We start from the raw sequence: 16,444 nt of genomic DNA on the forward strand, positions 1-16,444 counted from the left end.
CTTTTAGCACCTGGATAATCTGCTCTTCAGTGTACTTCTTGCGCTGCATTTCGAGTCCTCCCGTTCGCTATATTCTAGCAGAGAACTCTAAGAGCCAATGGCATTATTTACGGGGGAAAGGTCAGACATACCAAATCCGTGATTATTTCCTTACCCCCCCAAACAAAAAACCCCGGTCTTTTGGACCGGGGCTTCGTCTTAACCGCTGGATAGCGGGAGGAAAGAGGACGTTACCAATTTTCACCGGTAACGTACCGACCTAGGAGAACTTGGTTCACACCAATTTTTCATCTCCCTAGAAAGGAGGTGATCCAGCCGCAGCTTCCGCTACGGCTACCTTGTTACGACTTCGTCCCAATCACCGACCCCACCCTAGACAACTGCCTCTCTTGCGAGTTAGCGCATCGGCTTCAGGTGTTGCCGACTTTCATGACGTGACGGGCGGTGTGTACAAGGCCCGAGAACGTATTCACCGCGCCAAGCTGATACGCGGTTACTAGCAACTCCGACTTCATGCAGGCGAATTTCAGCCTGCAATCCGAACTGAGGATGGTTTTAAGGATTAGCTCCGGATCGCTCCATTGCAACCTGCTGTGCCATCCATTGTAGCGTGTGTGTAGCCCAGGACATAAGGGCCATGCTGACTTGACGTCATCCCCGCCTTCCTCCCCGTTTTGCGGGGCAGTCTCGCCAGAGAAATTAACTGGCAACAGGGGTTGCGCTCGTTATGGGACTTAACCCGACACCTCACGGCACGAGCTGACGACAGCCATGCAGCACCTGTGAAGGTTACTGATTTGACAGTTCGTTCTACTTTCGTTTCACTACTTCCAACATGTCAAGCCCTGGTAAGGTTCTTCGTGTTGCATCGAATTAAACCACACGCTCCGCTGCTTGTGCGGGCCCCCGTCAATTCCTTTGAGTTTTAGTCTTGCGACCGTACTCCCCAGGCGGGATACTTAAAGCGTTAGCTTCGGCACGGAGAGGGTCGATACTCCCCATACCTAGTATCCATCGTTTACTGCGTGGACTACCAGGGTATCTAATCCTGTTTGCTACCCACGCCTTCGGATCTCAGTGTCAGTTACAGCCCAGGAGGCCGCCTTCGCCACTAGTGTTCCTCCCGATATCTACGCATTTCACCACTACACCGGGAATTCCACCTCCCTCTGCTGCACTCTAGCCCATCAGTTTCCGATGCACCCTCCCAGTTGAGCCGGGAGATTTCACATCCGACTTGACAGGCCACCTACACCCGCTTTACGCCCAGTAAATCCGGATAACGCTCGCCCCCTACGTATTACCGCGGCTGCTGGCACGTAGTTAGCCGGGGCTTATTCATCGGGTACCGTCATTATTCTTCCCCAATAAAAGGAGTTTACAACCCGAAGGTCTTCTTCCCCCACGCGGTGTCGCTGGGTCAGGCTTTCGCCCATTGCCCAATATTCCTTGCTGCTGCCTCCCGTAGGAGTCGGGGCCGTGTCTCAGTCCCCGTGTGGCTGGTCGTCCTCTCAAACCAGCTACCGATCGTCGCCTTGGTAGGCCGTTACCCCACCAACTAGCTAATCGGACGCAAGCCCATCCTAAAGCGCCTTACGGCTTTAATCCTTCCTCTTTACAAAAAGGATCACATGCGGTATTAGCTCCGATTTCTCAGAGTTGTTCCCCACTTTAGGGCAGGTCGCTTACGCGTTACTCACCCGTCTGCCACTGATTCCTTGCGGAACCCGTACGACTTGCATGCATAAAGCACACCGCCAGCGTTTATCCTGAGCCGGGATCAAACTCTCCAAATAAAAAAGTATTGACTTGGCTTGAATAAAAACTATTGAATTTACTTTCCTTCCGCTATCCAGTTGTTAAGGTGCAAAACGCGCCCTTTTCCCAGAGCGCAAGAATAATAATACCATAGCTAAACCATGATGTCAACAACTTGTTCAGGCTGCACCCGCTATATTTATGACTATTTTTTACTATTCTTTTTCCCTTGCTCCTTTCCCCCCCCTCCCCCTAAAAAAAGAGAGGGGGTTTTTAGCCCCCTCTCCAGTCTTGATGTTCTTCCTGGGCTAATCGCCCATCCTCTTTTTATCCGGTGGTTTGGGCGGCGTCAGCGCTTCCCCCAGCCCCAGTACGTTAACCAGCTTGGACTGGTCGGATACCACCAGCTTGGAGTTGTTCTGGAGCGCTGCCTGGGTAACTTCCAGCTGCTTTAATAGCTGCGCATTGCCTACGAAATATTTATCTGCGGCTGAAGATACATTTTCAATAGCCTGAGCCTCACCCTCCGCCCGAAGGATGGCCGACTGCCGGTTACCCTCAGCCGTAAGGATGGCGTTCTGCTTGTCACCTTCGGCCTCCAGAATTTGTTTCTGCTTGTAGGCTTCAGCTTCGAGAATGGTCGCTCTCTTTTCCCGCTCCGCCTTCATCTGCTTGCTCATGGCGTCGGTGATATCCTTCGGCGGCTCGATTGCCTTAACTTCTACGCGGGTTACTTTCACGCCCCACTTATCGGTCGCTTCGTCCAGCGTGGTCCGCAGGGACGAATTAATACGCTCTCTTGATGCCAGCGTCTCGTCCAGGGTCATATCGCCCACCAGGTTCCTCAGGTTGGTCTGCGCCAGCTTGCTCACGGCCACGTAAAAATTGGCCACCTCGTACCTTACCGCTTTAGCGTCCGTACAGTAGTAATAGACCACCGCGTCCACCGTGACCCCCACATTGTCCTTGGTGATGACCGCCTGCGGCTCCACGTCCAGCACCGTCTCCCTCATGTCTATCCGGGCTGACAGTTTGTCTATAAACGGTATGATGAAGCGCAGCCCCGGCTCCAGTGTTTCCTTGTATCGTCCGAACCGCTCGATGAGCCCCTTCTCCGCCTGGTGGATGACGGTGATGGATTTCGCCAGTGTGAGAATGAACAGCAATACTAGGACGACGATGATAATAATTACGCCAACACCCATGTTACTATGCCTCTCTTTCCGTCTTTTTTACCATAAGGGTAACGCCGGTGACGCCGGTGACGGTTATCACTTCACCCCGGTTGATGGGTGTGTCCGAACGCGCCCGCCACTCTTCGTTCCCCACCTTCACCAGCCCGTCCTTTTCCGGCATGATATCCTGCTCTACCGTGCCTGTCTTGCCGATGATGGTATCTATATTGGTCTTGGACAAAGGCACGGCCGTCCGCTGGTGGATGTACCTCCGCCCGATTATTACATAGATGATGCAGATGATGCCCGCCGCGATAGCCGTCCACGCCCAGGAGTGGAAAGCCACCGTTATCAGTCCCCCCAGCCCCAGCGCCGTCCCGATGAACACCAGGTCCAGCCCCGTGTCCACGCCCAGCAGAAGCTCCAGGATAATCAGCACCAGCCCTAACCCGATGGCTATCAGCCATGCCCAGTGGTCGTAAAACGCAATGTCAACGGTTCCGTTCATGGTCTTTCTTTCCTTAATTAATATGTTTTTTAACGAGGTTATTCTAGAAGAAACCCTGCCCGATGTCAACCCGCCGTGTTGTTGCCCTCGTACCGGCGGACGGGTGTTCAATTGCATCGGCATGTATTACAATCTATAATAGTAAGAATAATCAGGTATCTGTGATGATAAAAATAAGACGTATTGTTCTATTACTGACCGTCCTGCTGCTGGCTGTATCGCTGGCCGGTAGCGCGCTGGCGCAGACGTCCGGCGGCGTTTACGTTCTCACCATCAAGGGCACCATCAACCCGGTGCTGGTGGACTATGTGGAGCGCGGCATCAATATCGCCGAGGACAACAATGCCGCGGCGGTTATTATCCAGCTGGACACGCCCGGCGGGCTGGACACCGCCATGCGGGACATCGTCAAGCTGATGGTCAACGCCCATGTGCCGGTGGTGGTCTATGTCGCCCCTTCCGGGGCGCGGGCGGCTTCCGCCGGTGTCTTTATCACTATGGCGGCCCACGTGGCGGTCATGGCCCCCAATACCGCCATCGGGGCGGCGCACCCGGTTTCCGTCGGGGAAGAGGGCGAGCAGACCATGTCTGACACCATGGAGGAAAAGGTGGTCAATGACGCCGCCGCTTATATCCGCAGTCTGGCGGAATCCCACGGGCGCAATATGGACTGGGCGGAAAAAGCCGTGCGGGAAAGCGTCTCCGCCACCGAGCACGAAGCCCTGGAGCTTAACGTTATTGATATGATTGCCCCGGACCTCCCCTCCCTGCTTAACCAGTTGGACGGCCGCCAGGTAACCCTTTTAAACGGCCAGCAGATAACTTTGCAGACCAAAAACGCTGAAGTCGTTGATACCCAGATGAAATTCTTTGAGAAATTTCTCTACACTATTGCCGACCCCAATATCGCCTACATCTTGTTAAGCGTGGCCACGCTGGGCATTATGGCGGAGCTGTTTAACCCCGGCCTTATCTTTCCGGGGATAATCGGCGGCATCGCTTTCTTGATGGCGTTTTATTCCCTGGGGATGCTGCCGGTCAACTACGCCGGCATACTGTTGCTGGTCCTGGCTGTGGGGCTGTTCATCGGGGAGCTGCTGACCGCCTCCTTCGGCCTTTTTACCGCTGGTGGTGTGGTGTCGCTGGTGGCCGGTTCCATCATGCTCTTTAAGGGCGCCTCCCCGGTGTTCCGCATCAGCCCCTGGCTGATAGCCGTGGTCTGTATCCTGGTCAGCGGCTTTCTCATCTTTCTGGTGCAGCGGGCGGTGCAAGCCCACCGCAAGCAGGCCGTCACCGGCCGCGAGGAACTGATTAACAAGACTGCCACGGTGAGGGCCGCCCTGAATCCGGAAGGTGTCGTGTTCTATAAGGGCGAGCGCTGGACGGCGGTTTCGGAAAGCGGCGCTATCGGGGTGGGTGAAGAAGTAACTATTAAGAGAATGGACGGGCTGACGCTCTATGTCGTAAAAAAAGAAGCGCCGCCCGCGGATATTAAAAACAGGCGGTAGGGGGAAGAAATTTATGTCACTTTATATCAATCCTTGGCTGTTCGCGCTGATTGTTGTCGTCGTGATTGTTGTCGTCGTTTTTGTGGTAATATGGGTAGTCCGCGCCCACCAGAGGAAGACCGCCACCGGTAAAGAAGAACTGTTAGGCAAAGCGGCGGTGGCGGAAACTGCGCTGAATCCGAAAGGTATGGTCCTCGTCGATGGTGAACACTGGACCGCCGTCGTCGATAATGGCCGGGTCGAGCCTGAAGAGGAAGTGATTATTACCAGGGTCGATGGTCTCAAGCTCATGGTCACCAGAAAAAATTAGAGGAGGTATCAATGACTGGTACAGTTGTTGGCATTGTTGTTGCCGTAATCGTCGTTCTTTTAATTGTATCCATGGCTATTAAAATCGTGGCGGAGTATGAACGCGGCGTTATCTTCCGCCTCGGTCGGCTGGTCGGTGCCAAGGGCCCCGGCTTTTTCGTTCTCATCCCGTTCATCGACCGCATGGTCAAAGTTGACCTGCGCGTCGTCACCATGGATGTCCCTTCCCAGGAAGTCATCACCAGGGATAACGTTACCGTCCGCGTTAACGCCGTCGTCTATTTCCGCGTGGTCGACCCCGAATCGTCGGTGGTGAAAGTTATCGACCATATCCGGGCCACTTCCCAGATATCCCAGACCACCCTGAGAAACGTGCTTGGCCAATCGGAGCTGGACGAACTGCTCACCAAGCGGGAAAAGCTTAACCAGATGCTCCAGAAAATAATCGACGAGCACACCGACCCGTGGGGGGTCAAGGTCAGCATCGTGGAAATCAAGGAAGTAGAGCTGGCCGAGGAAATGAAGCGTTCCATGGCCGCCCAGGCTGAAGCCGAGCGTGAAAGACGCGCCAAGATTATTCATGCCGAGGGCGAAATGCAGGCCTCGGAGAAACTCACCGAAGCCGCTGCGATTATTGGCCGGGAGCCGGCCGCCATCCAGCTGCGCTATCTGCAAACTCTAACGGAAATCGCCGCGGAAAAAAACAGCACCATTATCTTCCCCTTACCCATCGAGCTTTTCAAGGCATTTGGCCTTGAGGTAACCAAAGTAGAAAAGAAATAAATAAACAGTCTTAATACAATGCGAGGGAGGCAATGGTGCCTCCCTCCCCCTTTTCCCCCCGCTCACCCTGTTTACATTGAGTCACCGCGAAGTGAGCCTGTTGCAGGTTACGGCGCAGGCTTTAGTCCGGGTTTATCCGGGGGATGGAATCCATTATGCGCCGCTTTTCTATCTCGATGGGACACTTTGAGCTTGGGGCAAGATACTATCCCCCCTTCCCCCTTCCCCCTAATCTCTATTCCCTCTTAAAGTCACTTCCCCCGCCACCACTTTCGTTAGCCTCCCCTCCGCCCCCCGTATCCATAATGCCCCGCTTTCATCCGCGTCTTCCGCCACCCCCTCGATTGTCTCCCCGCCCCCCGTGGCCCGCACCTTTTCCCCCAGCGTCGCCAGCCTCCCGCGCCAGGCTTCAAAGATAGGCTTGCCGTCCGGCAGCGTCAGGTACAATCTTTCGAACTCCGTCAGCAGCGCTCTTATTATCTCCACCCTAAAATCTGCTTTTCCGCTGCTTTTCAGACTGGCCGCCGTGTCCGCGATTTCCGGGTAGTCGGCCGCGTTCAGGTCGATGTTGATGCCGATGCCGGTGACGCTGGCCGCCTTATTTCCCTTTACCTCGTTTTCAATCAGGATGCCGCTCACTTTCCTGCCTTCGATGAGCACATCGTTGGGCCACTTTATCCCTGTCTTTAGCCCGGTCGCCCCCTCGATGCTCCGCGCCGCCGCCAGGGACGCTATCATGATAAGGTAGGGGATGGCTTTCACGTCCGGATAAAGAATAATGGATAGCGCGATGTTCCCGCTTGGGGAGACCCAGTTGCGCTTTAGCCTGCCCCGCCCCCCCATCTGCTCTCCCGCCATCACCACCGTGCCTTCCGTCGCCCCCCGCCGTACCTCATCCCGCGCCGTGTCCATGGTGGAAGCCAGGCTGGGAAAATACACTAGCCTCTGCCCGATGACTCTGGTCTTCAGTCCTGCGGTAATCGCTGTAGCTGATAATTCTTTCATCAAGGTTCTCGTTCCGATTCGATATAGATAGATATTACCACATGGGCAGACGCGAGATAAAAATTGAATAGAAGCTGCATTTAGTGTAAATTAATATAGTATTTAACTTCTAAAATCCCAGAGGCAATAACATGAAAATCCAGCGCTGCAAAGGAATGCGGGACATGTCCCCGGCGGAAATGACCGTCTTTCACCTGGTGGAAGAAATCTGCCGCGATTGTTTTTTGAAGTGGGGCTACCAGGAAGTCAGGACGCCCACTATCGAGTACCTGCACCTGTTTACCTCCGCCGGTACTTTAACGCCCGGTATGCTCGGCAAGGTCTATTCTTTTCTCGATTGGGACGGGTGGAGCGGGGAGCGGGTGGTGCTACGCCCGGACGGCACTATACCGGTGGCGCGCCTGTACACGGAAAAGATGCAGGAGCAGGGGCTGGCCCGGCTTTTTTATGCCGCCAATATGTTTACCTTTGAAGAGAACGGTGAAAAGACCCGGGAAAGATGGCAGTGCGGGGCGGAGCTTATCGGGGCGGGTTCGGCCGTGGCGGACGCCGAGCTGCTCGCCCTGTCCTCGGAGATACTGCAAAAGCTCGGACTCAAAGGCGTAGAGCTGCGCTTGTCCCACGCCGGTCTGATTAAAGCTTTACTGGAGAAAATCGGCTTGAGCCCGGAAGAGCAGCACAAGCTGTTCGATAGTATCCTTGACGGCGACGCCGACGCTTTGGCCAGGGTCTCCCGCGAGTCGCCGGAGCTGGGCGGCACGTTGCTTTCCCTCCTGAAATTGAAGGGAAAGTCGCCGGGATTCCTGCGCAACCAGCTGGCGCTGCTGCGTCAAACCGCGCCGGAGATTTGCGCACCGCTGGAGGATTTTCTTAAAACAGTTGCCGTGCTGGATGAGTTGGGCATTAAGTACCAGATAAACATCGCTTCCGGCACCGGTTTTGAATACTATACGGGTATCATTTTCCAGTACTTCACCGGCCGGGAGAAAATCGGCGGCGGCGGCCGCTATGACGCCCTCATACCTTCGATGGGTGGCGGGAACGCGCCCGCTTCCGGTTTCGCGCTTTACCTCGACCGCCTTATGACTCTGGTAAAACCGGCCAGCTTTATTTTAACGAGTCCTCTAAAAGTCCTGGTAAAAGCTTTATCCCCTGACGCTGTAAAAGAAGCCTTTAACGCGGCTGCGGGCCTGCGTAAAGCTGGTTTCATCGCTGAACTCGACCTTGACGGCCGCCCGGCGGACTGGACTTTAGAGGTGAAAAGCGGCGGGGCCTTAACGCTGGTAAATAAAGCCGAATCGGTAAAGAGTAAGATAGAGAATATTAACGCGGCTGTCGCGCTGCTGGAGGCGCCGGGTGCCGGTTAAGATAGCCTTGCCCAAGGGGCGTTTGCTGCGCAAGACCGCCGCCTTGCTCCAGAAAGCGGACTGGGGACTGGATGAATACCAGTCCAACATGGGCTTTTACCGTCCTCAAGCGTCAAAATTCCCGGACTTGCTTATCCGTGTCTTCCACGAGAAAGACATTCCCATCCAGATAGCTCTGGGCAACTATGACCTGGGCATCTGCGGGCTGGACTGGCTCCGGGAGTTGCTGGTCAAATACCCCAGCAGCGGCGTGGTGAAAATTAAGGATTTATTGTACGGGGAAGGCTCCTTGTACCTGGCCTCGGCGGCTCTTCGCCCGGATTTCAAGCAGAACGGTACGCCGCTGCGCATTGCCAGCGAGTACCCCAACCTGGCGGAAGCCTATGCCCTGCAACAAAGGATGAACCGCTTTAGCGTTTTTCCCGTCTGGGGCGCGGCGGAAGCCTATCCCCCGGAAAACGCGGAAATGGCTTTACTGGCCGCCGGGAGTGCCGCGGAGCTGGCCGCTTGTGCCATGCGGCCGGTAGCTAAAGTGCTGGACTACAGCGCCTGCCTGATTGCCAACCGGTCTAGCTGGGAAAACAAGGACCTGGATAAAATCGTGGCGTCTCTGCTGTCCGCCCTGCCGGAAACGGCTAAAAGCGTTGCGGAAAAGAAGGATGCCGTCCCCGCCTTTTCCCCGCCCCGCATCGTAGAAAAAATAGCCCGGGACGCGGTGCGTTTGGCCTTGCCGGACGGTCATCAGCAACAGCAGACCGTCGAGCTTCTGACCCGCGCCGGTATTAAAATCGAAGATTATCCTTCGGAGAGCGGCGTACGCCGACCCCAAATCGCCCTGGACGGGGTAATCGTTAAGGTTATCCGTCCCCAGGACATGCCCCTCCAGGTGGCCAACGGCAATTTTGACCTCGCTATTACCGGGCGGGACTGGCTGACCGACCACCTGGCGCAGTTTCCTTCCAGTCCGGCCTGTGAAATCCTCGACCTCAAGTTGCGCAAGGTCCGGCTGGTGGCGGTGGTGCATCAGGATATGCCCGTGGCGGATACCGCCGGTCTGCGGAACTACATCGCCGGCCGCGATGCGCCGTTCCGTCTGGCCTCGGAATATGTTAATATTGCGGATAAGTACGCCCGGGATAACCACCTGGGGCACTACCGGGTCATTCCCACCTGGGGCGCCACCGAGGCTTTTCTCCCTGATGACGCCGATTTGCTTATCGAGAACACGGAGACCGGCCGGACGATAGCCCGGCACAACCTGAAAATAATCGATACCCTGTTTGCCTCGACGGCCTGTCTCATCGGCAGCCGGATGACGGTGGACAGCCCGTTAAAAAAGGAACGCCTGGCCGACCTGGTTAAAAAATTGCAAGCTGCGGTGGGTGACGCTTAAATGAAAATAATCGAGGGTTTTGCTCAAGCCAAAGCGCTGCTGTCCCGGCAGGCTAAGCAGGAGACCGCCGCTGACGGGGAACGGGAAAAGTCCGTCCGCCGGATTATCGCGGAGGTGCGCCGTCGCGGTGACGCCGCTTTGTTTGACTTCACGGAACAGTTCGACGGCGTTAAGCTGGCGCAGCTGGAAGTGACCAAAGCAGAAATCGACCTCGCTTACCGGACGCTGGATAAAAAATTGCTGGCCGCCATGAAGCTGGCCGCCGCGCGTATCACCGCCTATCACCGGGAGCAGCAAAAGGCGCTTTTGGTAGAAAGTCGTCGCGGACGGCTGGGCTGGTTTTTTCGCCCCATCAAGCGTGTGGGCGTGCACGTGCCCGGTTTTTCCGCCCCGCTGCCCTCGTCGCTGTTGATGACGGCTGTTCCGGCGCGCGTCGCCGGCGTTAAGGAAATCATTCTGGTTACCCCCCCCCAGAAGACCGGCCGGGTCTCCCCGGTAACGCTGGCGGCGGCTAAAATCGCTAAAATCGACCGCGTTTTTTCCATCGGCGGCGCGCAGGCCGTCGCCGCTCTGGCTTACGGTACGGCGTCCGTTCCCGCGGTGGACAAAATCTGCGGGCCGGGCAACGCTTACGCCACGCTGGCCAAGAAACTGGTTTTCGGGACGGTGGGCATCGATGGGCTTTACGGCCCCAGTGAAGTCATTATCATCGCCGATGAGACGGCCAACGCGGCTTACGCCGCCGCTGACCTGCTGGCGCAGGCGGAACACGGCGCCGCCTCGGCTATTCTTATCGCTACCTCGCGGCCGGTGGCGGATAACGTTAACCGGGAGGTGGAGGCGCAGCTCAAGACCCTGGCGCGCCGGGACATCATCGCCGCGGACATGGCCCGCACCGGCTTTATCGCCGTGGTGGCTGATGTGGCCGAGGGGCTGGCGCTGGCCGATATGTACGCGCCGGAGCATTTATGCCTGCTGGTAAAAGATGCCGCCTCGTACGTTAAACAGGTAAATAACGTCGGCTGTCTCTTCGTGGGGGAAAACGCTATCGAGGCGCTCGTTGATTATGCCGCCGGGCCCAGCCACGTGCTGCCCACGGACGGTACGGCGCGGTTCTCTTCCGGCCTGAATATTATGGACTTCGTCAAGCTGATAAGTTTGGTGAAAATGAATAAATCGGATATGAAACAAATTGGCGGGGCGGCGGCGGCCATCGCTAAAGCCGAGGGGCTGGACGCCCACGCCCGCGCTCTGGAAAAGCGTCTTGAAGACGCCGGGCAGGGAGGTACTTAAGTGGCTGAATCTGAAGGCATTGAAAAGTTAATCCGCCCCTTCCTCAAGGGGTTTACCGGCTATAGCGCCGCCACCTCCCCGGAAACGCTGGAGGGCAAGGTGATGGTGCCCGTTGAGAGCATTATTAAGATGGACGCCAATGAGAACCCCTACGGCTGCTCGCCGCGGGTGCTGCGCGCTCTGGCGGAAAGCCATAACCTGAATATCTATCCGGACGATGGCCAGCAGGGGCTGCGTAAGCTTTTAGCGTCGTATGCCGGTACTGACGCCTCCAGGATTATCGCCGGGCACGGCAGCAATACGTTAATCGACCTTGTTACGCGGCTTTTCGTCGGTCCCGGCGATGAGGTGATCGTCTGCGTTCCCACTTTTGATTTGTACCGTTTCAGTACGGAGATATGCGGCGGCACGGTGGTTAACGTTACCCGTGACGCGGATTTTATCGTCGATGTTAAAGCAATTAAAGCGGCCGTCACCCCGCGTACCAAATTGATTTTCCTGGCCACCCCCAATAACCCCACCGGGAACACCGTGCCCAAAGAAGATATCCTGGAGATTCTGGATACCGGCGTCCCCGTTGTTATTGACGAGGCCTATTACGAGTTCTCCGGGGAAACGGTGGTGCCTTTGGCCGCCAGGTACCCCAACCTCATGGTGCTGCGTTCTTTCAGCAAGTGGGCCGGTCTGGCAGGGCTGAGGGTGGGCTATGGCGTTTTCCCGCCCGTAATCGCGGATTACCTGATGGCCATCAAGATTCCTTATTTTGTCAGCATGGCGGGAGAGATAGCCGTCCGCGAGTCCCTGGCGGACATGGCTTATTTAAAGGGCAGGGTGGAAGCCATCAAAAAGGAAAGGGCCAGGCTCTATGATGCCTTGCAGCAAATTCCCTGGCTCAAGGTCTATCCCTCTCAGGCCAACTTTATTTACTGCGCCGTCCTGGAAGGCAGCGCCGCTGATTTGCACCTTAACCTCCAGGCCGGCGGCATTCTGGTGCGTTACTTTGATAAGCCCCTCCTGAAAAACAGCATCCGCGTCAGCGTGGGCAAACCGGAGCATACGGACGCTTTGGTTAAAGCCCTGTATGCCCTCAAGCCCTGAGCGCCTGCCGTAAACCTTGGCCTCCCCGCCGGTAAAACACTATATGTTCCGCATGTTATAAAAATATCATAAATGTTACTATCGTGCTTGACAGTATGTAAATATATGTTATAATAGATAACAGTTGAGCGTAACAAATAGATAAGGATGATGTTATGGACGCTGCGGAAAGTGTACTGTTAAAAATAATCAGGTTGCAGAACCGGGAAGGCTATTCTGACCAGCAGATGGCGGATAAAATAGGGTGCAGCCGGCCTTTATACCAGCGCACCCGGACGGAAAAAATACCCGTGGGCGGCACCTTCCTAAAAGGCGCTATGGCCCTGCTGTCTGAGGAGGTCAGGGAAGGCCGCCGGTCCGCCGTAAAAAGAGATACCCGGGAGACCAACATTACCCTGGAGCTGAACGTGGACGGTACCGGCAAGTACACTATCGCTACCGGCGTAAAAATGCTCGACCACTTTCTTTCGCAGATGGCGCGGCACGGTTTGTTTGACATAAAGCTCTTTGCCTCGGGCGATGACGTTCATCATATCGTGGAGGACGTGGGTATCTGCCTGGGCAAGGCTTTCGGGGAAGCGCTGGGGGAAAAGCGGGGCATCGTGCGCATGGCCGGGGCCTCGATACCCATGGATGAAACGCTGGTAAGCATGGCCGTGGATATCAGCGGTAGGGCGTACTCCGTGCTGAATCTGGATTTCAGCGGTGACGCTATACTGGACCTGCCCACGGAGCTGGTGAAGCATTTTTTTGAGTCCTTCGCCAATGAGGCTAAAATAAACCTGCACGCCTCTATTGTCTACGGCGCCAACGACCATCATAAAGCGGAGGCGCTGTTCAAGGCCTTTGGCCGGGTGCTGGATGCCGCCACCAGAATAGACGAGCGCATCGCCGGGGAGCTGCCCACCACCAAGGAATACCTGCAGCGGTAGCTGTTAGGTTAAAGACGCCAGGTTGCGCCCGGTGAGTCTTTCGTAAGCCTTGACGTATCTATCGGATGTCTCGGCGATGATATTCGCCGGCAGCGCCGGTGCCGGCGGCTCTTTGTTCCAGCCGGATGACGCCAGCCAGTCGCGCACCGGCTGCTTGTCCATCGAGTCCTGGGACTGGCCGATTTTGTACTTGGCGGCATACCAGAAGCGGGAGGAGTCCGGCGTCAGCAGCTCGTCGATGAGCACCAGTTTGCCGTTGTCTATGCCGAACTCGAACTTGGTGTCCGCGATGATAATTCCCTTGCTGATGGCGTAATCCCGGGCCGCTTTATAAACAGCCACGCTTTTTTCTTCGAGCTCCTGCGCCAGTTGCGCCCCGTAATTCTTGGCGATGTAATCTTTGGATACCGGTTCATCATGCCCGATGTCCGCCTTGGTGGTAGGGGTAAAGAGCGGCTGCTTCAGCTCCTGGCTTTCCCACAGGCCGCTGGGCATGGCTATGCCGGAGATGGTGCTGCTTTTTTTATATTCCGCCCAGGCTGAGCCGGAAAGGTAGCCGCGTACCACGCATTCCACCGGCAGGCGCTTTACCTTTTTCACTACCATGGAACGCCCCCGCAGGTAGGTGGGGTAGTTGAAGCGTTTTTCCGCCGGCAGGTAGGAGTCGAGGCAGTGTACATCGTCGATGGCTTCCGTCATGTGGTTGGGCATAATGTCCGTCGTCCGCCGGAACCAGAAAGAGGAGAGGCGGTTGAGTACATGCCCTTTGAGCGGAATACCGGTAGGCAGGACGATGTCGAAAGCGGAAATACGGTCGGTGGCTATAATCAATAGGTGACTGCCTAGGTCGTAAGTATCGCGTACCTTGCCGCGGATAAATGCCGGCAGCGGCAGGTCGGTCTTCATTAAAACTTCAGATTCATATGCATCCATTAGAGCGCGCCTTTCCTGTAAATCCCGGGGGGGAGATTATGGCTATACATTCGTATCGTCACCGTTCACATTTCTGTGTTGTCCGGAAAGCTTCCCTGCCACTGGCTTTTAGTCAGTCCCAGCCGGAGGAAAATCTCGTCTACGTGCTGTAAATAGAACTGGTAGTCGAATATCTTGTCCAGCTCTGCCGCGGTCAGGGTTTTCATCACTGCGGCGTCGGCTTTTATCAGCTTTAAAAAGCTCCTGTTGCCTTGCCACGCCTTGGTAGCGTTTTTCTGGACTATCTCATAGGCGTTTTGCCGGCTCAGCCCCTTGTCGATCAGCGCCAGCATGATTCTCTGGGAAAAGACCAGCCCCCGGGTAAGCTCCAGGTTCTTTTTCATCCGCTCCGGGAAGACCTGTAATCGTTTCATTACCGAGGCGAAGAGCGTTAAAATGTAGTCCATCGCCAGGCAGGAGTCCGGCAGGGTGATGCGTTCGTTGGAGGAGTGGCTGATATCCCTTTCGTGCCATAGCGCGATGTTTTCCAGCGATGTCAGGGCGTAGCCGCGTACCAGGCGTGCCAGCCCGCATACCCTTTCGGAAAGCTCCGGGTTACGCTTGTGCGGCATCGCCGATGAGCCGGTCTGCCCGGCGCCGAACGGCTCCTCCACCTCGCGAACTTCTGTTTTTTGCAGCGCCCTTATTTCCGTGGCGAACTTTTCTAGCGAGCCGGCCATGATGGCCAGGGTAGTGACGAACTGCGCGTGGCGGTCTCGCTGTAGTACCTGGTTGGAAACCGGTGCGGCCTGGAGTCCCAGCTTGTGGCAGGCTTTCTGTTCCACTTCCGGCGTGACCGTGGCATAGGTGCCTACCGCCCCGGAAATCTTGCCTACCGAGATGATATTTTTAGCTTCGGAAAGGCGGCGCAGGTTGCGTCTCATTTCGTCCACCCAGAGCGCCAGTTTCAACCCGAAGGAGATGGGCTCGGCGTGGACGCCGTGAGTGCGCCCTATCATCAGGGAGTATTTATGCTCGATTGCCTTCTGCGCCAGGATGCCGGTAAGGTCTTTAACGTCCTGCATTAAAATATCGGCGGCTTCCACCAGTTGCAGGCTGGTGGCCGTGTCCATAACGTCTGATGATGTCAGCCCGAGGTGGATGTAGCGGGACTCCTCCCCTAGGCTTTCGGCCACGGAGCCCAGGAAAGCGGTCATGTCGTGCCGGGTTTCCTGGAGGATTTCATCCATGCGCTTGAGGTTGCACTTGGCCATCTTTATCTTGGGGATGGCCTGGCGGGGAATAACGCCCGTTTCCGCCCAGGCGTCGCACACGGCTATTTCCACGTCCAGCCATTTGGTGAACTTGTTTTCGTCCGACCATACCTGTTTCATTTCCGGGCGGGAATACCGTTCAATCATGAAAGCTCCTTATTAATATCGATTGCCCCCCGCCCAACAACCCTCTCCCCTTGCAGCTTGACACTCTTTACTTACTACTTGACACTTGCTACTTGCCCCTTTTACCCTTGTAGCTCGGCGCGGTATTTTTCGTAAGCCAGTCTTATTTTATCATGTTTCAGCCCAAGAATCTCGGCGGCCAGGTAAGCGGCGTTTTTCGCTCCGGCCGCCCCTATGGCCATGCAGGCCACCGGTATCCCCGGGGGCATTTGGACGATGGAATAAAGCGCGTCCACCCCCTTCAGCTCCCCGCTGGCTATGGGTATGCCTATTACCGGCAGCGTGGTCCAGCTGGCCAGCACGCCGGGCAAATGCGCCGCCATCCCCGCCGCGGCGATGACCACCGCGATACCCCGCTCCCGGGCGGACTGCGCGTACTGCTTGGCTTTTTCCGGCGTGCGGTGGGCGGATATAACGCTGACCTCGTATTCAATGCCGAGGCTGGTCAGCACGTCCAGCGCCGACTGTATAACCTCGGAGTCTGATTTTGACCCCATTACCACCCCGACTAACGGCATATCAACCTCCTGGGCATATGGGTTTGTTTTTTATATTCTTCAAACAAATCAAGTGTAAATAGCCTCAAATATTTGTTTATTGTTATATGTTAACTTAGCTTCTTTTTAGCCCTTATTTGTTTTTTAATTTGTCTTATTAATGACGTTAAATGTTACTTGTTATTTTTTCATCCTTATAATCGATATATAAGTTTATAATAAATGCTGTTAACTGGCTACTGGATTTTGTCCGTGTAACCATTCCGTTGAAAAACGGAATCCAGTGATTTTGAAATTGCCATATTTTACGTCTAACCAGCACCGGCTGCGTCACTAGTCCCCCGGCTTTCCACGGAGGGAATTATACAATGCTCTCTCTACTCTATGATTCTCACTAGTTACTTTTTATGGTTATCAGGCTCATCGTAAGAAACACTGGAGTTGTG

14 protein-coding genes and 1 rRNA gene are annotated in these 16,444 nt (G+C 55.6%); 8 read left to right on the forward strand and 7 right to left on the reverse strand.

Going from position 1 to position 16,444, the window contains the following annotated elements:
* Nucleotides 1-299 precede the first annotated feature (299 nt).
* The 3 genes from WC370_03830 to WC370_03840 form a co-directional block, all read right to left on the reverse strand.
* Nucleotides 300-1,796 (reverse strand): 16S ribosomal RNA (locus WC370_03830).
* Nucleotides 1,797-2,066: 270 nt separating this feature from the next.
* On the reverse strand, nt 2,067-2,963 hold the full coding sequence (locus tag WC370_03835; protein MFA5308602.1) for an SPFH domain-containing protein: 897 nt from the start codon (nt 2,961-2,963) through the stop codon (nt 2,067-2,069).
* A gap of 4 nt (nt 2,964-2,967) precedes the next feature.
* Nucleotides 2,968-3,441, reverse strand: coding sequence for an NfeD family protein (locus WC370_03840; protein ID MFA5308603.1), 474 nt, complete (start codon nt 3,439-3,441; stop codon nt 2,968-2,970).
* Nucleotides 3,442-3,605: 164 nt separating this feature from the next.
* On the opposite strand from WC370_03840, the gene WC370_03845 reads away from it, so the two are divergent.
* The 3 genes from WC370_03845 to WC370_03855 are packed head-to-tail and all read left to right on the forward strand — an operon-like array spanning nt 3,606 to nt 6,041.
* On the forward strand, nt 3,606-4,949 hold the full coding sequence (locus WC370_03845) for a nodulation protein NfeD (protein MFA5308604.1): 1,344 nt from the start codon (nt 3,606-3,608) through the stop codon (nt 4,947-4,949).
* A 13-nt stretch (nt 4,950-4,962) separates the two neighbouring features.
* The gene (locus WC370_03850; protein ID MFA5308605.1) at nt 4,963-5,259 is read left to right on the forward strand and encodes an NfeD family protein; all 297 of its coding nucleotides are present in this window, start codon (nt 4,963-4,965) and stop codon (nt 5,257-5,259) included.
* A gap of 11 nt (nt 5,260-5,270) precedes the next feature.
* On the forward strand, nt 5,271-6,041 hold the full coding sequence (locus WC370_03855; GenBank protein MFA5308606.1) for a slipin family protein: 771 nt from the start codon (nt 5,271-5,273) through the stop codon (nt 6,039-6,041).
* 228 nt (nt 6,042-6,269) lie between these two features.
* Here WC370_03855 and WC370_03860 read toward each other — a convergent pair whose 3' ends face one another.
* The gene (locus WC370_03860) at nt 6,270-7,046 is read right to left on the reverse strand and encodes a biotin--[acetyl-CoA-carboxylase] ligase (GenBank protein ID MFA5308607.1); all 777 of its coding nucleotides are present in this window, start codon (nt 7,044-7,046) and stop codon (nt 6,270-6,272) included.
* Between the two features lie 131 nt (nt 7,047-7,177).
* Between WC370_03860 and WC370_03865 the strand changes: the two genes are divergently transcribed.
* The 5 genes from WC370_03865 to hisB all read left to right on the forward strand — a co-directional run bounded on the left by WC370_03865 (nt 7,178) and on the right by hisB (nt 13,129).
* Nucleotides 7,178-8,413: an ATP phosphoribosyltransferase regulatory subunit gene (locus WC370_03865; GenBank protein MFA5308608.1), complete on the forward strand. Its 1,236-nt coding sequence runs from the start codon at nt 7,178-7,180 to the stop codon at nt 8,411-8,413.
* The gene (gene hisG / locus WC370_03870) at nt 8,403-9,806 is read left to right on the forward strand and encodes an ATP phosphoribosyltransferase (protein ID MFA5308609.1); all 1,404 of its coding nucleotides are present in this window, start codon (nt 8,403-8,405) and stop codon (nt 9,804-9,806) included. Before WC370_03865 ends, hisG begins: the two co-directional genes overlap by 11 nt.
* Complete coding sequence (gene hisD / locus WC370_03875; protein MFA5308610.1) at nt 9,807-11,099, forward strand: histidinol dehydrogenase; 1,293 nt, start codon at nt 9,807-9,809, stop codon at nt 11,097-11,099.
* Nucleotides 11,100-12,197 (forward strand): histidinol-phosphate transaminase, encoded by a 1,098-nt coding sequence (hisC, locus tag WC370_03880; GenBank protein ID MFA5308611.1) that lies wholly within the window; start codon nt 11,100-11,102, stop codon nt 12,195-12,197. It begins immediately after the preceding gene.
* A gap of 155 nt (nt 12,198-12,352) precedes the next feature.
* A complete protein-coding gene (gene hisB, locus WC370_03885; GenBank protein ID MFA5308612.1) occupies nt 12,353-13,129 on the forward strand; it encodes an imidazoleglycerol-phosphate dehydratase HisB in 777 nt (258 codons plus the stop codon).
* A 3-nt stretch (nt 13,130-13,132) separates the two neighbouring features.
* On the opposite strand, the gene WC370_03890 is transcribed toward hisB, so the two are convergent.
* From WC370_03890 to purE, 3 genes are all read right to left on the reverse strand, one after another.
* Nucleotides 13,133-14,062 carry a phosphoribosylaminoimidazolesuccinocarboxamide synthase gene (locus tag WC370_03890; protein MFA5308613.1) on the reverse strand — a complete coding sequence of 310 codons (930 nt, stop codon included), beginning with the start codon at nt 14,060-14,062 and terminating at the stop codon, nt 13,133-13,135.
* Between the two features lie 65 nt (nt 14,063-14,127).
* Nucleotides 14,128-15,462: an adenylosuccinate lyase gene (gene purB, locus WC370_03895; GenBank protein ID MFA5308614.1), complete on the reverse strand. Its 1,335-nt coding sequence runs from the start codon at nt 15,460-15,462 to the stop codon at nt 14,128-14,130.
* A 101-nt stretch (nt 15,463-15,563) separates the two neighbouring features.
* A complete protein-coding gene (gene purE, locus WC370_03900) occupies nt 15,564-16,019 on the reverse strand; it encodes a 5-(carboxyamino)imidazole ribonucleotide mutase (GenBank protein ID MFA5308615.1) in 456 nt (151 codons plus the stop codon).
* Nucleotides 16,020-16,444 lie beyond the last annotated feature (425 nt).

The sequence above is a fragment of the Dehalococcoidales bacterium genome (assembly GCA_041652735.1).
Taxonomy (GTDB): domain Bacteria; phylum Chloroflexota; class Dehalococcoidia; order Dehalococcoidales; family RBG-16-60-22; genus RBG-13-51-18.